The organism is Streptomyces sp. 184, assembly GCF_045781775.1.
Classification (GTDB): Bacteria; Actinomycetota; Actinomycetes; order Streptomycetales; family Streptomycetaceae; genus Streptomyces.
Map to the genome: position 1 here is coordinate 7,066,251 of NZ_CP123230.1, position 16,956 is coordinate 7,083,206.

At 73.5% G+C, this 16,956-nt stretch carries 12 protein-coding genes and 1 tRNA gene; 9 read left to right on the forward strand and 4 right to left on the reverse strand.

Annotated features, from left to right (window positions below):
• Positions 1–60: 60 nt before the first annotated feature.
• Both QBL21_RS29970 and QBL21_RS29975 read right to left on the reverse strand, forming a co-directional pair.
• Positions 61–2,961, reverse strand: coding sequence for an SUKH-4 family immunity protein (locus QBL21_RS29970; RefSeq protein WP_407565360.1), 2,901 nt, complete (start codon positions 2,959–2,961; stop codon positions 61–63).
• A gap of 8 nt (positions 2,962–2,969) precedes the next feature.
• A complete protein-coding gene (locus QBL21_RS29975) occupies positions 2,970–3,953 on the reverse strand; it encodes an SMI1/KNR4 family protein (RefSeq protein ID WP_407565361.1) in 984 nt (327 codons plus the stop codon).
• A 365-nt stretch (positions 3,954–4,318) separates the two neighbouring features.
• On the opposite strand from QBL21_RS29975, the gene QBL21_RS29980 reads away from it, so the two are divergent.
• Both QBL21_RS29980 and QBL21_RS29985 read left to right on the forward strand, forming a co-directional pair.
• A complete protein-coding gene (locus tag QBL21_RS29980) occupies positions 4,319–4,822 on the forward strand; it encodes a YwqJ-related putative deaminase (protein WP_407566609.1) in 504 nt (167 codons plus the stop codon).
• 3 nt (positions 4,823–4,825) lie between these two features.
• Entirely contained in the window at positions 4,826–5,356 is a 531-nt protein-coding gene (locus tag QBL21_RS29985) for an SUKH-3 domain-containing protein (RefSeq protein ID WP_407565362.1), read from the forward strand.
• Positions 5,357–5,463: 107 nt separating this feature from the next.
• Here the strand turns inward: QBL21_RS29985 and QBL21_RS29990 are convergent, their stop codons facing one another.
• Positions 5,464–7,104, reverse strand: a complete 1,641-nt coding sequence (locus tag QBL21_RS29990; protein ID WP_407565363.1) for a sensor histidine kinase — start codon at positions 7,102–7,104, stop codon at positions 5,464–5,466.
• Positions 7,105–7,261: 157 nt separating this feature from the next.
• On the opposite strand from QBL21_RS29990, the gene QBL21_RS29995 reads away from it, so the two are divergent.
• The 6 genes from QBL21_RS29995 to pth all read left to right on the forward strand — a co-directional run bounded on the left by QBL21_RS29995 (position 7,262) and on the right by pth (position 12,408).
• Entirely contained in the window at positions 7,262–8,173 is a 912-nt protein-coding gene (locus QBL21_RS29995; RefSeq protein ID WP_407565364.1) for a hypothetical protein, read from the forward strand.
• 7 nt (positions 8,174–8,180) lie between these two features.
• Positions 8,181–8,252 (forward strand) — tRNA-Gln (locus QBL21_RS30000).
• Between the two features lie 114 nt (positions 8,253–8,366).
• Complete coding sequence (gene glmU / locus QBL21_RS30005; protein ID WP_407565365.1) at positions 8,367–9,845, forward strand: bifunctional UDP-N-acetylglucosamine diphosphorylase/glucosamine-1-phosphate N-acetyltransferase GlmU; 1,479 nt, start codon at positions 8,367–8,369, stop codon at positions 9,843–9,845.
• 97 nt (positions 9,846–9,942) lie between these two features.
• Positions 9,943–10,920, forward strand: coding sequence for a ribose-phosphate diphosphokinase (locus QBL21_RS30010; RefSeq protein ID WP_407565366.1), 978 nt, complete (start codon positions 9,943–9,945; stop codon positions 10,918–10,920).
• Positions 10,921–11,124: 204 nt separating this feature from the next.
• Positions 11,125–11,739 (forward strand): 50S ribosomal protein L25/general stress protein Ctc, encoded by a 615-nt coding sequence (locus QBL21_RS30015; protein ID WP_407565367.1) that lies wholly within the window; start codon positions 11,125–11,127, stop codon positions 11,737–11,739.
• Between the two features lie 78 nt (positions 11,740–11,817).
• Positions 11,818–12,408, forward strand: a complete 591-nt coding sequence (pth, locus tag QBL21_RS30020) for an aminoacyl-tRNA hydrolase (protein ID WP_407565368.1) — start codon at positions 11,818–11,820, stop codon at positions 12,406–12,408.
• 382 nt (positions 12,409–12,790) lie between these two features.
• On the opposite strand, the gene ppc is transcribed toward pth, so the two are convergent.
• Positions 12,791–15,583 (reverse strand): phosphoenolpyruvate carboxylase, encoded by a 2,793-nt coding sequence (gene ppc / locus QBL21_RS30025; protein ID WP_407565369.1) that lies wholly within the window; start codon positions 15,581–15,583, stop codon positions 12,791–12,793.
• Positions 15,584–15,909: 326 nt separating this feature from the next.
• Here ppc and QBL21_RS30030 point away from each other — a divergent pair, with 326 nt between their 5' ends.
• On the forward strand, positions 15,910–16,953 hold the full coding sequence (locus tag QBL21_RS30030) for an acyl-CoA desaturase (protein ID WP_407565370.1): 1,044 nt from the start codon (positions 15,910–15,912) through the stop codon (positions 16,951–16,953).
• The last annotated feature ends 3 nt before the right edge of the window (positions 16,954–16,956 follow it).

Below are 16,956 nucleotides of genomic sequence, written 5' to 3' on the forward strand. Positions count from 1 at the left end.
ATACGAAACGGCCCCACCGGAAGCCGGTGGGGCCGTTCGCGCGTCGCCTGCGGGCGGGTACTACAACAGGCCGTCCCAGAGCTGTTCCAGGACGACCGACCACCAGTGGTCGGGGCCCTCCAGCGCCGCGGGGTCGATCGCCACGAGCTGGGACTGGAAGTCGACCGTCCAGCGCCCCGCCTGGTCCGGCGTGAGCCCGAAGCGCAGCCGCCACATGTGGCCGAGCATCGCCAGGCAGCGCACGAACTCCGGCAGCCCCGTGTTCACGAACTGCGGCGGCGCGCTGCCGCCGCCGGGCGCCGCCTCCAGCGGCACGGCGACGATGTGGGCCGTGCCGTACTGCACGCAGAGCTGCCGGCCGAAGTCGTTGCCCATCACGAGGTACGAACCGGCGTCCGACGCCGGCTGCACACCCCGCTCCGCCGCCAGCTCCGCCAGCGTCGGCACCGGCCGGCCCGGCTGCGCCTGACCCCAGAAGAACGGGCCGAAGTCCATCGGCAGCCCCGCCCACACGAGCGTCTGCGCCACGATGTCCGGCACGCCCTGGCGGGCCACGGCCCGCTGGTCGTAGCGGAACACGCCCTGCGGGCCGAACGCCTGGTACAGCTCGTGCCCCAGCGCCTCCGGCGGCAGCGGCGGCATCACCGGGACCTGCCCGGGCGGCGGCAGCGGCACGCGCTGCGGACGCGGCCGGGCCGGGCCGTCGGCGACCTGGTGCAGCTCCCCCTGGTGCTCGATGAGCTGCTGCATGCCCAGTTGCCGGGAGGCGTGGTCGCGGCCGTAGGAGGCGGTGTGGCTCAGGCGCACCTGCGGCCAGGTCTCGCGGATCATGCGCGAGCAGTAGCCGCCGGGCAGGTCGCAGGGCTCCAGCTCGGTGTGCAGCTCAAGGACCTGCTGCGGGGGTACGCCCATGCCGCGCAGCTCGTGCAGGATCTGCCACTCGGGGTGCGGGGTGCCGGGCGCGGAGCGGCGCATGACCTGCTGCTCGGAGCCGTCCTGGGCGCGGTAGCGCAGCACGGCGAGGTAGCCGGGGCCGACGGTGGGCACGCCGGGGGGCGGATAGCCGTAGCCGGGGTTCGGCGGGTGCTGACCGCCGGGTACGGGCGGAGGCATGCCGGGCCCGCCGGGCGGCGGCATGCCGGGCGCGCCGGGGGCGGGTCCGGCGGGGGCGCCCGGGGGGAAGGGGGCGGAGCCGGGGGGCGCGTGGGCCCCGGGAGGCGCGGGGGCCCCGGGAGGCGCGCCGGGGGCGCCCGGAGCGCCGGGCGCGAAGGGGGCGCCGCCGGGGGGCGGGGCCGGCTGGCCTGGCGCGGGGGGCGGGGGTGCGCCGGGGGCGTTGGGTGCGGGTGGGGCACCGGGGGCGCTCGGGGCTCCGGGGGGCGAGGGCGGGCCGGGGGGCGCGCCGCCGGAGGAGGCGCCCGGGTCGACCTGCGACACGAGCTGGGTCGGGATGTACGCGTTACCGCCGCCGGGAGTGCCCGGAGCGGACGGCGGGGGCGGCGCCGAGGACCCCGAGCCGCGGCCGGCCCCGGGCGTGCCGGGGGCGCCGGGGGGCGGCGGTACGCCCTGGCCGCCGGGGGCCCGCTTGCCCTTGAGCGGGGGCGGGAGCGCGGTGGCCTTGCTGGTGGCCTGCTCGGCGATGTCGGCGGCACCGCCGCCGGAACCGGGGCCGGAGCCGGAGGGCGGGGTGTTGGGGGCGCTGGGCGCGCCAGGGGTGCCCGGGGCCGACGGTGCGCCCGGGGCGCCCGGGGCGCCGGGGGTTCCCAGCGGGGCGCCGGGGGCGCTCGGGGGGCCCGGGGTTCCGAGCGGGGTGCCGGGGGCGTTCGGGGGGCCCGGTGTTCCGAGCGGGGTGCCGGGGGCGTTCGGGGGGCCCGGTGTTCCCGGGGCTCCCGGCGGTGCGGGGGCGCCGGGCGGGGTGCCCGGAATGCCCGGGGCGCCGGGGTAGCTGCCGGAACCGGGGGCCGGCGGGGCGCCGGGGCCCGGGGGCGGCGTACCGCCCGGGGGCGGCGGAGCACCGGGGGCCGCCGGCGGCGCCGGGACGCCGGAGCCCGGCGCGGGGCCGCCCGGAGCGGGCGGAGCGCCGGGGGCGCCGGAGTGGCTGCCGGAACCGGGCGCGGCCGGAGCACCCGCGCCGGAGTGCGGGCCGCCGGGGGCCGGCGGGCCGGGGTAGCCGCCGCCGCCGGGCGGGGGCGGGTACGGGCCGCTCGGCGGCGGGGTGTCGGGAAGCTGAGACGAGAGGACCGTCTCCGGCAGAGGTACGGACGCCGCGTCGTCGTCGCCGCGGGAGTTGGTGTCGTTCCACGGAGTCGGCGCCGCCGCCGCGGGCGCCGTGGGGTCCACCCGCGGACCCACCGACCCGGAGACACCCGCCGCACCGGCACCCCCGGCCGCGTACGGCGAAGCGGGAGCGCCCGGCGCCGACGGCGTACCGGAACTCCCCTGCCCGTACGGCGCACCGGACCCGGACGACGCCGCCGAAGGCGAAGGCGCGGGTGCGGGTGCCGGTGCGCCCGAAGGCGAGCCGGAGTCCGACGACCCACCCGCATGCCGGCCCGACGAGCCCGAAGACCCCGAGCCGCCGCGCCGCGGAATGCCGATCTGGTCCGCCGCCTCCTGGAGCCACTCCGGCGGCGTCAGCAGGAACGACGTCGCCCCCAGGTCCACACGCTCCCCCGGCTGCGCCCCCCGCGGAGCCGCCGGCTCCTCGCCGCCGTACTCCTCCTCGTAGCGCCGGATCACCTCGCCGACCGGCAGCGCCGGCCACAGCGTCGTGTCGCCCGAGTCGCGGGCGATGACCAGCCGCGCACCCGAACCCTCCGGCACCTCACCGCCGGCCGGGATCTCGGCCCAGGCCACGAAGCCCAGCTCGAACTCCCGCACCTTGACCTCGCGGCGCCGCTGCTGCGGCACCCCGCCGTTGATCCACGAGTCGGCGCGCTCCTGCGCCTGTGCGAAGGTGACCATTACCGCCTTCACCCCTCCACCGGCACGGCGCGCGCGAAGCCGCCGTCCACCATCAGATTCGCCACGGTCTCCAGCTCCGGCGGGCCGCCGACGAGCCGGTCGAGGAAGGCGTCGAAATCCTCCCCGCAGAACAGCAGCAGCCGCTCCACCCGCTCCGCCACCGTCCACCCCGAATCGCCCTGGTCGCGGGCGTCGTCGTACGGGCAGAACCACACGCTGCCGCGCCTGCGGCCCTTCGTCTTCAGCGCCAGCACCCCGCCCTGGAGGAACGCGATGCCCAGATAGTCCTTGGTCAGATGGTCGCGCAGGCACTTGTTGACGTAGACCAGATCGTTGACCGCCGCCTCGTCGCGCACCGTGAAGAACGGCTGGTCCACCAGCAGCCCCAGATCCGGATCCAGCGCCGCGCCGACCGGCGCGCAGCCGCCCGCCGCCTTGAGGAAGTCGCGGTACGCGCCCGGCAGCCCGTAACCCAGATCCTCCTCGATGCCGAGCACCTGCTCCTCGGTGACCGCCGCACCGTCGCGCGGCAGCGTGAAGTGCACCGGCCGCGTCTCCTGCAACGGGCGCGTACCGCGCTTGTCCTGGTCGACCGCCGCGGTGGCCAGCCCGCCGTGATGCCGCAGCAGCGCCTTCACGTCGGCGGGCACCAGCTCCATCCGCCGGGTCCCGGCCACGTGGTGCCACGTCCAGCCGTGCGGAGTCGCGGAGGGCGGCAGCGTCGACCACAGCTCGTGGCCCTGCGCGCGCAGCGCCGCGTTCGCCGACACGTAGTCCGTCAGCCGCAGCTCGTCGATGCCGAAGCCCTCCGGGGGCTCGGCGATCTCCGCCGCCGCGCGCGCGTAACCGGAGAAGTCCGGGTAACCGTCGGCATCGACACGGACGCCCCGGGGGTGTCTGGCAGCCCGGACCGGGTCCGGGAAGTTCACGACCTGCCCGGCGTATGCCGCGTTCGGCGGTGCGACGGTCGTTCCTCGCCGACCTGACGTCATCGCGTGTGCCCCCTGCCGTTGGTCTCCGTCAAAACACAGCCTATGGGGTGCCGCGGCCGACGGTCGTTCCCTGGTCAGACAGCGCCCCGGCAAGCGGCGTGATCTGCTCCGCAATGACGGACTTGCCCAGCACCGGCCCGGCCCACGGGGGTGCACACGCCGGTACGGAAGGCACCTCGGGTGTCGTGTCGTACGTATGTGGCAAGCTGGACGACGCGAGACAGCGGAGTTTCACGGGGGAGGCTCTTACCGCTATGCACGCACGCTCAGACACAGCAGATCCGCTCACCGGCGGCGACCCGTACGGCGGTACGGGAAGCCCGTTCGGCGAGCTGGACACTCCGTACGGAGACATGAAAACGGACATGGGGACGGGGATCGGCCCGGCGGCCGACCCCCGCACAGACTGGCGCGACACGGCGCCCGGCGACGGCGCACCACGCCTGACCAGCCGGCGGGACGGCGTCCTGCCGGCCGTCGGCGCCGCGCTCTCGGTCCGCGGCCAGACCCTGACCTGCACGGCCGGCCGCGCCGAACAGGGCCCCCTGCTCCACCCACTCGTCCAGGACTTCCTCGACACCCTCACCAGCGGGCACCGCGAGCGCTTCACGGGCCGCTGCCCCGAAGCCGTACTGCTGTCGCGGCACCTCGCCGCCGTCGAGGCCGGCCGCGGCAAGCGGGCCGCACGCAAACCGCTGTCGCCCGGCGAGGCGCGGCGGTCCCTGAAGCACGCGAAGATCACCGCCCGGCACATCCGCGAGGACGGCGACCCGCTGCACGGGCGGTACGCGCCGCCCTGCCGCTCCTGCGCCGCGCTCCTCACCCACTTCGGCGTGCGCACGGTCGGCGACGCGCACGCCGAGGGCTGAGCCGTGGTCCCCACGGACCCCCGCGACCTGGCCGCGCACCACACCCGCTTCCCTGTCGACGTCGACAGCGCGCTGCGCGTGGCCGGCTGGGAGCCGGGCCGGTGGGACATAAGACAGGCGGAGAACTGGGCCGACGCGCTACGGGCCCACGTGTCGCCCGGCGGACACGTGCACGCGGTGTTCCCGGCGGCCGTCGAGGCATGGGCGGAGTTCGGCGGCCTGCGCATCGTCGGCGAGGGCCCCGGCCGCCAGTTGGGCCCGGCCGACCTGCACGTCGACCCCATGCACGGCCTCCACCTCACCCGGACACTCGCCGACCTCGGCCGCGCGCTCCGGACCGAGCTGTGCCCGCTCGGCGCGGAGCTGGCCCCCGACGGCAGCACGGCGCAGGCGGTGCTGGCGGTCGACGCGGAGGGCCGGGGATACGCGCTGGACCACACCGGGGACTGGTTCCTGGGCCGGACCGTGGACGAGGCGCTGGTGACGCTGGTGACGGGACTGGAACCGCAGCGGCTCACGCCGGAGGCGGGGTAGGGGCAGGCGGCACGGGTCGTACGGGCGCGGCGTACGGACCGCGGCGTATGGACCGCGGCGTATGGGTAGGGCGGTGCGTACAGGCAGGGCCGGCGCGAACCCGGCGCCTACTTCCCGCTGGGCAGAACCGCGGAGACCCGGAAGCCGCCGGCCTCCGTCACGCCCGAGACGAAGCCGCCCCCCAGGCCCGTGACCCGCTCACGCATGCCCACCAGACCGTTGCCGCCGCTGGGCAGCCCGGCGCTCTGCGAAGCGGCGTCGGACGGACCGTTGACCACAAGCACCGCCACCTCGGCGACACGGTGCACGAGCAGAACCCGGGTCTTGGCACCGGGGGCGTGCTTGTGGACGTTGGTCAGCGCCTCCTGCACGACGCGGTAGACCGTCTGCTCCACCTCGGCGGCGTACGGACCGGGGTCGCCCTCCACCGCGAAGTCCACGGCCATGCCCGCGACACGGGACTCGCCGACCAGCGACTCCACGTCGTCCAGCGAGGGCCCCGGGCCGCCACCGGCGTCGGCGTCACCCGCTCCCCCACGACGGTACGCATCCCGCCCCGCGCCCCCGGCACCGCCGGGAGCAGACCCGTTGTGCGCGGCGGCACCCGCCTCCACCGGAGCCCGGCCCACCGCACCGGGGCCGCCCAGCGACGGCCCCCGGGAGTCCGCGACCACGGCGGCCCCGGCGGCCCCGGCGGCCCCGGCGGCACCGGCCTCCGCCCCGCCCCCCGCAACCCGCACACCGGCAGCCCCGGCACCCGAAGCCGCCCCGGCGGCCCCAGCGGCACCGGCAGCCCCGACGACAGCACCGTCCGAAGCCCCCGCACCGCCCGAAGCCCCACCGGCCGCCCCACCGCCCACACCACCGCCCGCACCACCGGAAACCCCGCCCGGCACCCCACTCCCCGACGTCACCGACCCCGCCGGCATCCGCAGCACGCCCAGCATCTCCCGCAGCTCCGTCAGCGCCTGCCGCCCCATGTCCCCGACCAGCGCCGCGTTCCGCGCCGCCTTCTCCGGATCGTTCAGCGCCACCCGCTCCAACGCAGCCGCATGCACCACCATCAGACTCACCCGGTGCGCCACCACGTCGTGCATCTCCCGCGCGATCCGCGTGCGCTCCTCACGCCGCGCCCACACCGCACGCTCCTCCGCCCGCTCCGCGAGCAGCGACAACTCCCGCTCCAGCCCGTCCGCCCGCTCCCGCAGGCTCTCCACGAGCCGGCGCCGCGCACCGACGTACAGCCCCAGCAGCAGCGGCGGCACCGTCACGCCGACGGACATCAGCAGCGCGACGAGCGCGGCCAGGACGAAGGGCGAATCCCGGTCGTGCTCCTCGAAGGTCTGGTACATCTGCACGAACGTGACGATGATCACGGCGGAGACCGACATCGCGGCCAGCGCCGCGGTGATGCGCCGCGGAATGTCGGAGGCGGCCAGGGTGTAGAGGCCGACGATCGTCAGCAGGAAGCCCATCTCCGCGGGCGCGACGGCCATGCCCACCAGCACCGGGGCGATCGGCCACTTCCGCCGCAGCACCAGCGTGCTCCCCGCGACGACGCCCAGCACGATCCCGAACCCCACGGGCAGCCCGGCATCCCGCGAAAACGGCACCCCCTGCGCCGCACACTCCGCCGCCGACGCCACCGCCAGCACCACGTCGAGCACCATCGACCGGCGCCGCGCCCACCACCAGGGCGGCCTCCGCCCCCCGGAGACCTCGATCACGGCTTCCCCCGACGTGGTCATACCAACCAGCGTAAAGGCCGATCCCGCGGGGAACGGCTTCGGGTTCAGCAGCACGCAACGGATTCGAACGAACACGAAACCACCGGGTAAGCACCGAACTAGTGAATCGACCGCATATTCGCCTCCCCGAACACGCCCCCCACCCAGGCTGTTCGCCATGCCCCACACGAAACATTCCCGCCCCGGCGACGGCACGGGCGGCCTGCTCAAAGGCACGGCCACCTTCGAGGAACTCCGCGACCGGGTGGTGGCCCTCCGCCGGGAGGGCCTGAGCCGCAGACAGATCCGCGACCGGCTGAAAGTCGCCAACAACGACCTGCTCAACCGCCTCCTGGAAGGCGAACCGCCCCCGGAGTGGACGAAGCGCCCGCGGGCGAAGGACGACCTGCGGGCAAGGGCCCGCGAGTTACGCAAGCAGGGCAGGACGTACGACCAGATCCAGGTGGAACTCGGCTGCTCGAAGAGTTCGATCTCGCTATGGGTACGCGACCTGCCCAAGCCGCCGCCCAGAACCCCGGAGGAGGCGTCGGCCATCGCCAAACGCGGCTGGGAGGCGACCCTCCGCAGGAGAGAGGCCGACCGGCAGCAGACGAAGCTCGACGCGGCGCGCGAGATCGCACGGCTCACGGACCGGGAGCTGTTCCTCGTCGGGGTGGGGCTCTACTGGTCGGAGGGCGCCAAGAGCAAGGGTTCTCGCCGGCGCGAGAGGGTCATCTTCGTGAACAGCGACCCCGGAATGATCACGGCATTCCTGGCCTGGCTCCGCCTACTCGAGGTGGACAAAGACCGACTGAGGTTCAGTGTGCAGATCCACGAGACGGCTGATGCGGCGGCCGCCGAGGAGTTCTGGGCAGGTCACGTAGGCGTGGACCGCGGGCATCTGCTCAAAACCTCACTCAAGAAGCACAACCCCCGAACCAACCGGACGAACACCGGCGAGGGCTATCACGGCTGCCTTCGGGTAACGGTCCGGGACGGCGCGGATCTCTACCGTCGCATCGAGGGGTGGTGGTACGGCATAGTAGTGAGCGCTGGGCAGCGGATTGAAGAAATGTCCGTTTTTGCCTAGCTTGCTATCCCCTGTGGTGTAATGGGCAACACGGGTCGCTTTGGACGATTTGTTCCTGGTTCGAGTCCAGGCAGGGGAGCCCACATCCCGATATCCAGGGCCCCGGCAGCCGCCGGGGCCCGTTTGCGTTACCCCCGCGTACGCCGTCGGTATCCTGCCCGTATCCCCGATACCGCCTGCGTAAGGACCTCACGTGACCGCGAACCGCCCCGCAGCCGTCGTCGTACTCGCCGCGGGCGAAGGCACCCGAATGAAGTCCGCGACCCCCAAGGTCCTGCACCGCATCTGTGGTCGCTCGCTCGTCGGGCACGTCGTCGCCGCCGCCGGGGAGCTGGGACCCGAACATCTCGTCGTCGTCGTCGGGCACGGCCGGGAGGCCGTTACCGCGCATCTCGGGGAGATCGCGCCGCAGGCGCGGGCCGTGGTGCAGCGGGAGCAGAACGGGACCGGGCACGCGGTGCGGATCGCGTTGGAGGAGCTGGCCGGGGGCGGGGTGGCGCTGGACGGGACCGTGGTGGTGGTGTGCGGTGACACGCCGCTGCTGGCCGGGGAGACCCTGAGCCGGCTGGCCGGGGCGCACGCCGCGGACGGGAACGCGGTGACGGTGCTGACCGCCGAGGTGCCGGACGCGACCGGGTACGGGCGGATCGTGCGGGAGGACGCGACCGGGGCCGTGACCGGGATCGTGGAGCACAAGGACGCCTCCGCGGCGCAGCGGGAGATCCGGGAGATCAATTCCGGGGTGTTCGCGTTCGACGCGAAGCTGCTGGCGTCGGCGCTGACGCAGGTGCGGCGGGACAACAGCCAGGGCGAGGAGTATCTGACGGATGTGCTGGGGATCCTGCGGGCTGCCGGGCACCGGGTGGGTGCCTCGCTCGCCGCCGATCACCGGGAGATCCTGGGTATCAACAACCGGGTGCAGTTGGCCGCGGCGCGCCGGCTGCTGAACGACCGGTTGCTGCATGAGGCGATGCTGGCCGGGGTGACGGTGGTGGATCCGGCGTCGACGTGGTTCGACGTGGCGGTGACGTACGAGCCGGATGCGGTGGTGCAGCCGCAGACGCAGTTGCTGGGGGCTTCGCATGTGGGTGCGGGTGCGGAGGTGGGGCCGGGGTGCACGTTGACGGACACGTCGGTGGGCGCGGGGGCGCGGGTGCTGCACACGGTGGCGGACGGGGCGGAGATCGGGCCGGAGGCGAGTGTGGGTCCGTACACGTATCTGCGGCCGGGGACGCGGCTGGGTGTGGGGGCCAAGGCGGGGACGTATGTGGAGATGAAGAACGCGGTGGTGGGTGCGGGTACGAAGGTGCCGCATCTGTCGTACGTGGGGGACGCGACGATCGGCGAGTACACGAACATCGGTGCCGCGAGTGTGTTCGTCAACTACGACGGGGTGGCGAAGCACCACACGACGATCGGGAGCCATTGCCGTACGGGCGCGGACAACATGCTTGTTGCGCCGGTCACAATCGGGGACGGCGCGTATACGGCGGCGGGGTCGGTCATCACGAAGGACGTGCCGCCCGGTTCGCTGGCCGTGGCGCGGGGCCAGCAGCGCAACATCGAGGGCTGGGTGGCCCGTAAGCGGCCGGGGAGTGCTGCGGCGCAGGCGGCGGAGGCGGCGCGTCGGGAGGGTGGGGACGTGGACGAGGGTGCCGGTCAGGAGGGGTGACGGCGTGCGGGGTGGCGGGCTTCGGGGCGTACGGTGAGTAGGACATCCGACCGGCCGCCCGCCCGGCCGCCTGCCCCGACACCGAGGAGAACGTGCTGTGACCGGGATCAAGACGACCGGCCAGAAGAAGCTGATGCTTTTCACCGGCCGTGGCTACCCGCAGCTTGCCGAGGAGGTCGCGCACCAGTTGGGTGTGGGCCTCGTTCCGACCAAGGCGTTCGACTTCGCCAACGGTGAGATCTACGTCCGTTTCCAGGAGTCGGCGCGGGGTGCCGACTGTTTTGTGATGCAGAGTCACACGACCCCCATCAACCAGTGGATCATGGAACAGATGATCATGGTGGATGCGCTGAAGCGTGCGTCGGCGCGCAGCATCACCGCGATCGTCCCCTTCTACGGCTACGCCCGCCAGGACAAGAAGCACCGCGGCCGGGAGCCGATTTCGGCGCGGCTGATCGCCGATCTGCTGAAGACGGCGGGTGCGGACCGCATTCTGACCGTGGATCTGCACACGGACCAGATCCAGGGTTTCTTCGACGGCCCGGTGGACCACCTGTTCGCGCTGCCGGTGCTGGCGGACTACGTGGCGTCGAAGACGGACCGGTCGAAGCTGACGGTGGTCTCGCCGGACGCGGGGCGGGTGCGGGTGGCGGACCGGTGGGGCGACCGGCTGGGTGCGCCGCTGGCGATCGTGCACAAGCGCCGGGATCCGGATGTGGCGCACCGGGTGACGGTGCACGAGGTCGTCGGGCACGTGAAGGGCCGGGTGTGCGTGCTGGTGGACGACATGGTGGACACGGGGGGCACGATCTGCGCGGCGGCGGATGCGCTGTTCGCGAACGGCGCGGAGGACGTGATCGTGGCGGCGACGCACGGCGTGCTGTCGGGTCCGGCGGGTGACCGGTTGAAGGGGTCGCAGGTCAGCGAGTTCATCTTCACGAACACGCTGCCGACGCCGGGCGAGTTGGAGCTGGACAAGATCACGGTGCTGTCGATGGCGCCGGTGATCGCGCGGGCGGTGCGCGAGGTGTTCGAGGACGGGTCGGTGACCAGCCTCTTCGAGGAGCACGCGTAGCCGGAAGATCGACTTGGGGCGGCCTCCCGCCGCCGGGTAGACTCCCTGAGTTGCTCGGCGAGGGAGGCCGCTGCCGGTTCGTACGGTGTTTCGTGTGCCGTACGGGTCCGCTTCGGTACTCCGTTATCGACGCGCTCTTCGTAGCAGGCCGATTGCGGCCGGGTGACCGTCACGTCAGCTTCACCTACTGCGAGGAGTGCAGTCATGGCCGAGTACAAGATCGCCGCGGAGCCGCGGACCGAGACCGGCAAGGGCGCGGCCCGCCGGCTGCGCCGCCAGGACAAGGTCCCCGGCGTCATCTACGGCCACGGCGCCGACCCCCGGCACGTGTCGCTGCCGAGCTACGACCTGCTGATGGCGCTGAAGACCTCGAACGTGCTGATCAGCCTGGAGATGGACGGCAAGTCCGAGCTGGTCATCCCGAAGGACGTGCAGCGGGACGCGCTGCGCACCGGTGTGCTGAAGCACGTGGACCTGCTGGTCGTGAAGCGCGGCGAGAAGGTCACCGTCGAGATTCCGATCCAGGTGGAGGGCGACCTGGCGCCGGGCGGCAACCTGCTGGAGCACACGCTCCACGCGCTGCCGGTGGAGGCCGAGGCGACGAACATCCCGGAGTCGGTGACGGTCAGCGTCGAGGGTCTGGAGGAGGGCGCGACGGTCCTGGCGAAGGACATCAAGCTGCCGGCGGGTGTGACGCTCACGGTGGACGGCGAGGACCCGGTGCTGCACGTCGTCGCGCCGCAGGCGGAGGAGCCGGCGGCGGAGGGCGAGGCCGCCGAGGGCGAGGCCGCGGGCGACGAGGGCAAGTCGGAGGAGTGATCCCGGCGGGGGCGGGTCGTACGGGCCCGCCCCCCGTCTTCGTACGAGCACGTACACGCACCCGGGGAGGGCCGGCAGATGTCGGACGCAGCGCAGCCGTGGCTCGTCGTGGGCCTGGGCAATCCGGGCCCGGGGTACGCGGGCAACCGGCACAACGTGGGGTTCATGGTCGCGGATCTGCTGGCGGAGCGCGCGGGCGGCCGGTTCAAGTCGCACAAGTCGCGTGCGCAGGTCGTGGAGGCGCGGCTGGGTCCGCCGGGGCCGCTGAGCCGCCGGATCGTGCTGGCGAAGCCGATGTCGTACATGAACGTGTCCGGCGGCCCGGTCTCGGCGCTCGCCGGCTTCTACAAGGTGCCGCTCGACCGGCTGGTCGTGGTCCATGACGAGCTGGATCTCGACTACGGCACGCTGCGGCTGAAGCTCGGCGGCGGCGACAACGGGCACAACGGGCTGAAGTCGCTGTCGAAGTCGCTGGGCCGGGAGTATCTGCGGGTGCGTTTCGGCGTGGGCCGGCCGCCGGGGCGGATGGAGGTGGCGGACTACGTGCTGAAGGACTTCTCCGCCGTCGAGCGCAAGGATCTGGACTACTTCGTGGACCGTGCGGCGGACGCCGTCGAGGCGCTGGTCACGGAGGGTCTGGAGCGGGCCCAGAACGCGTTCAACGGCTGACCCGGGCGCGTAGCGGCGGCCTTCGCGGGCCGGGGACCGTTCCGGGATTCCGGGTGTCGGCGACCGACGCGGTCGCGCCACGGTCCGGCGCGGTCGCGGCCACGTCCGGCGTGGTCCGGCGTGGTCCGGCGCGGGCCGGCCGTGAACGGCTCCCGCCCGGACGGGGAGCGCGGTCCCGTGGCCGGCCCCGCGGTCCCGCACCCGGGTCGCCACCCCACGTACGAAGCCGCCCGCGGCGCGGAGCACGGTCGCAGGCGGGCGGCCTACGCTGCCGGGGGCGGCGGGCGGCGCGGCGCACGCGGCGGACACCGCCCGCCCCGCCGCACCGCCCGCGCCGCCGCACCGCCTGGCGCATCGCCCGCGCCGCCGCCCCGGCCGGAGGTCACCCGGTGTTGCGCAGCCCCGCCGCCACTCCGTTGACCGTCAGCAGCAGCGCCCGGCTGAGCAGCGGGTCGGGTTCCTGGCCGCGTTCGGCGGCTTCGCGCTGCCTGCCGAGGAGCGTGACCTGGAGGTAGGAGATGGGGTCGAGGTAGGCGTCGCGGATGCGGAACGTCTGCTGGAGCACCGGGTTGGCCTCCAGCAGTTCGCTCTCGCCGGTGATGCGCAGCACCTCGCTGACCGTCAGTTCGTGCTCGGCCTCGATGGTGGCGAAGATGTGCTTCAGCTCGTCGGGCACGAGGGTGTCGACGTAGTGCCGGGCGATGCGCAGGTCGGTCTTGGCGAGCGTCATCTCGACGTTGGCGAGGAAGTTGCGGAAGAAGTGCCAGTGTTCGTACGCCTCGTCGAGGACGCCGTCGAGTCCGGCCTCGCGGGCGGCGCGCAGGCCGGAGCCGACGCCGAACCAGCCGGGCACGATCTGCCGGGACTGGGTCCAGCCGAAGACCCAGGGGATGGCGCGCAGCCCGTCGAGCCCGGCGCCGGTGTCGGGGCGGCGGGAGGGCCGGGAGCCGAGGTGCAGCTCGGCGAGCTGGTCGACGGGGGTGGAGGCGAAGAAGTAGGCGGGCAGGTCGGGGTCGTCGACGAGCCTGCGGTAGGCGGCGTTGGCGGCGTCGGAGACGACGTCCATGGCGGCGTCCCAGCGGGTGAGCGCCTCGACGGACTGCCGCGGCGCGGTGTGCAGGGCGGACGCCTGGAGGGTGGCGGCGACGGTCAGCTCCAGGTTCTCCCGGGCCAGGGACGGCACGAGGTACTTGTCGGAGATGACCTCGCCCTGCTCGGTGACCTTGATCTCGCCTTCGAGGGTGCCCCAGGGCTGGGCGAGGATCGCGTCGTGGGTGGGGCCGCCGCCGCGGCCGACGGTGCCGCCGCGGCCGTGGAAGAGGCGCAGCCGTACGCCGTGCCGGTGGGCGACGTCGCGCAGCCGGCGCTGGGCGCGGTGGATCTCCCACTGGGAGGTGGTGATGCCGCCGAACTTGGAGGAGTCGGAGTAGCCGAGCATGACCTCCTGGATGTCGCCGCGCAGGGAGACCAGCCGCCGGTAGGAGGGGTCGGAGAGCATGGCGTCGAGCAGGTCGTCGGCGATCTTCAGCTCGTCGGTGGTCTCCAGCAGCGGCACGATGCCGATCTTCGCCCAGCCGGCGTGCAGGTCGACCAGTCCGGCCTCGCGGGCGAGGACGGCGGCGGCGAACACGTCGTCGGCGCCCTGGCACATGGAGATGATGTACGACTCGATGACCTCGGGCCCGAAGGCGTCGATGGCCTTGCGCACGGTGTCGAAGACGCCGAGGGTCTTGGTGCCGGCGTCGTCCAGCGGCGCGGGGGTGGGCGCGAGGGGGCGGCGGGAGCGCAGCTCCCTGGCGAGCAGGCCGCGGCGGTAGTCGCGGGGCATGTCGAGGTAGCGCCAGGACTCCTCGCCGAGCCGGTCGAAGAGCTGGCCGAGGGCGTGGTGGTGGGCGTCGGCGTGTTCGCGTACGTCCATGGTGGCGAGCTGGAGGCCGAAGGCGGCGATGGTGCGGATGGTGCGTTCCAGCCGGCCGTCGGCGACGAGGGAGCCGCGGTGCTCGCGCAGCGAGGTCTGCACGAGGGTGAGTTCCTCGATGAGCTGCGACGTGCCGAGGTAGTCGCGGCCGGGCACGTGGGCGCTGCCGTCGGCGAGGCGGCGGCGGGTGTTGAGGAGCTTCTGCCGGATGCAGGTGGCCTTGAGCCGGTAGGGCTCCTCGGCGTTGAGCCGCTTGTAGCGGGGGCTGATCTCGGGCAGGACGTCCAGGTCCTCCTGGACGGAGCGCAGGAGTTCTTCGGTGGCGCCGCCGTTGCGGATGGAGTTGGACAGGGCGGAGCGCAGCTCGTCCACGTGGCCGATGGCCTCGGTGATGCCGTGTTCGTGCTGGAGGAGGAGCACGTCCCAGGTGACCTGGGGGGTGACGTTGGGGTTGCCGTCGCGGTCGCCGCCGATCCAGGTGCCGAAGGTCAGCGGGCGGGTGCCGGGCGGCAGGACGGCGGACTGCTCGACGCCGACGCGCTCCAGTTCGGCGGCGAGGTCTTCGAGGACGTCGCCGACGGCGCCGCGGTTGAGTTCGTCGAGGTAGTAGATGGCGTTGCGGGCCTCGTCGGCGGGCTCGGGGCGGACGACGCGCAGTTCGTCGGTCTGCCAGATGAGGTCGATGTCCTCGGCGAGCCGGCGGTCGCAGCGGCGGCGGTCGGCGGCCGACGTGCCCTCGTCGGCCTCCAGCAGCCGGGCCACGTCGCGCAGCTTGGTCAGCACGGAGCGGCGGGCGGCCTCGGTGGGGTGGGCGGTGAAGACGGGGCGTACGCCGAGGCTGGCGATGGTCTCGCGCAGGTGCTCGGGGTCGGCGTCCTTCAGCATGTCGGCGGTACGGGCGAGGCTGCCGCCGTCGGCGGCGCGGCGGGCGCGGAACTCCCGGCCGCGGTGCACCTGCTCGGTGACGTTGGCGAGGTGGAAGTAGGTGGAGAAGGCGCGCACCAGCCTTGCGGCGGTCTCCAGGTCGATGCTGCGCAGCAGTTCGGCGGCGGCGTCGCCGTCGCTGCGCGTCAGGGCGCGTACGCGCTCGACGAGGTCCAGCAGGTCCGGGCCGTCCTGGCGGACGAGTGTCTCGCCGAGCAGGTCTCCGAGGCGCCGGATGTCGGCGCGCAGCTCGGCGTTGCCGGCGGCCGCGGCGCCCGGGTCGGGGCCTGCGGCTCCGGCGGGGCGGTGCGCGTGGGTGTCGGCACTGGTCACTGGTGCGGCTCCTTGGCGTGCGGCGCTGGTGTTTCCGCCCGTGCGCGGCGGCGCGCGGCGGGCAGGGGTGCGGACCGCGCTGTCCGACGCCCCCAGACTAGTCGGCCCTGGTCGCTGGCCGGGTGGGCGAAGCCCGCCGGGTTCGCGGCATGGGAACCGGCCTGTGCGGGCACTCAAGAGGTGTTCCTTCCACACGGGCGCGTATGTACGCCCGTTGGGACCGTGCCTCTTTCAGCCCTGAACTGAGGCATGCCATACTTACGCCAACGTAGGTTACGGGACCGTAGCCTCGCTGGTCCATGTTCCCCAGCCTCCGAGGGATGCTTATGCCGCCCACGTCCGAAGTGACCGACGAGCAGACCCGCTCGGCCACGGTCACCGCCGAGTCCGCGACGCTCGGCGGTGAGAGCAAGAGGTCGGTCGAGCAGATCACGCTGCTGGCGTTCATCGTGCTGCCGTTCGTCGCGCTGGTGGGGGCGATCCCGCTGGCCTGGGGCTGGGGGGTGAGCTGGCTCGACCTCGGACTGATGACGTTCATGTACTTCCTCGGCCTGCACGGCGTGACCATCGGGTTCCACCGGTACTTCACGCACGGCTCGTTCAAGGCGAAGAAGCCGCTGCGGGTGGCGCTGGCGATCGCGGGGTCGATGGCGGTGGAGGGCCCGGTCGTGCGCTGGGTCGCGGACCACCGCAGGCACCACAAGTTCTCCGACGCCGAGGGCGACCCGCACTCCCCGTGGCGCTTCGGCGACACGGTCCCGGCGCTGATGAAGGGCCTGTGGTGGGCGCACATCGGCTGGCTCTTCGACGAGGAGCAGACGCCGCAGAACAAGTACGCGCCGGACCTGATCAAGGACTCGGCGATCCGCCGGGTGTCGCGCCAGTTCGTGCTGTGGACGGCGGTCTCGCTGCTGTTCCCGCCGCTGGTCGGCGGGCTGGTCACCTGGTCGTGGCAGGGTGCGCTCTCGGCGTTCTTCTGGGCCTCGCTGGTGCGGGTGGCGCTGCTGCACCACGTCACCTGGTCGATCAACTCGATCTGCCACGCGGTCGGCAAGCGCCCGTTCAAGTCCCGGGACCGCTCGGGGAACGTGTGGTGGCTGGCGGTCCTGTCCGGCGGCGAGTCGTGGCACAACCTGCACCACGCGGACCCGACCTCCGCCCGGCACGGCGTGATGAAGGGCCAGATCGACTCCAGCGCCCGGGTCATCCGCTGGTTCGAGAAGCTCGGCTGGGCCTACGACGTGCGCTGGCCGAGCGAGTCCCGTATCGAGTCCAAGCGCAACAAGGACGGCGACGCGGGCAAGGGTGCGGGCAAGGGCGCGGCCGCCGGGTCGGCCCGGCGTGAGGAGGCCGCCGCCGACGCGGCATGATGG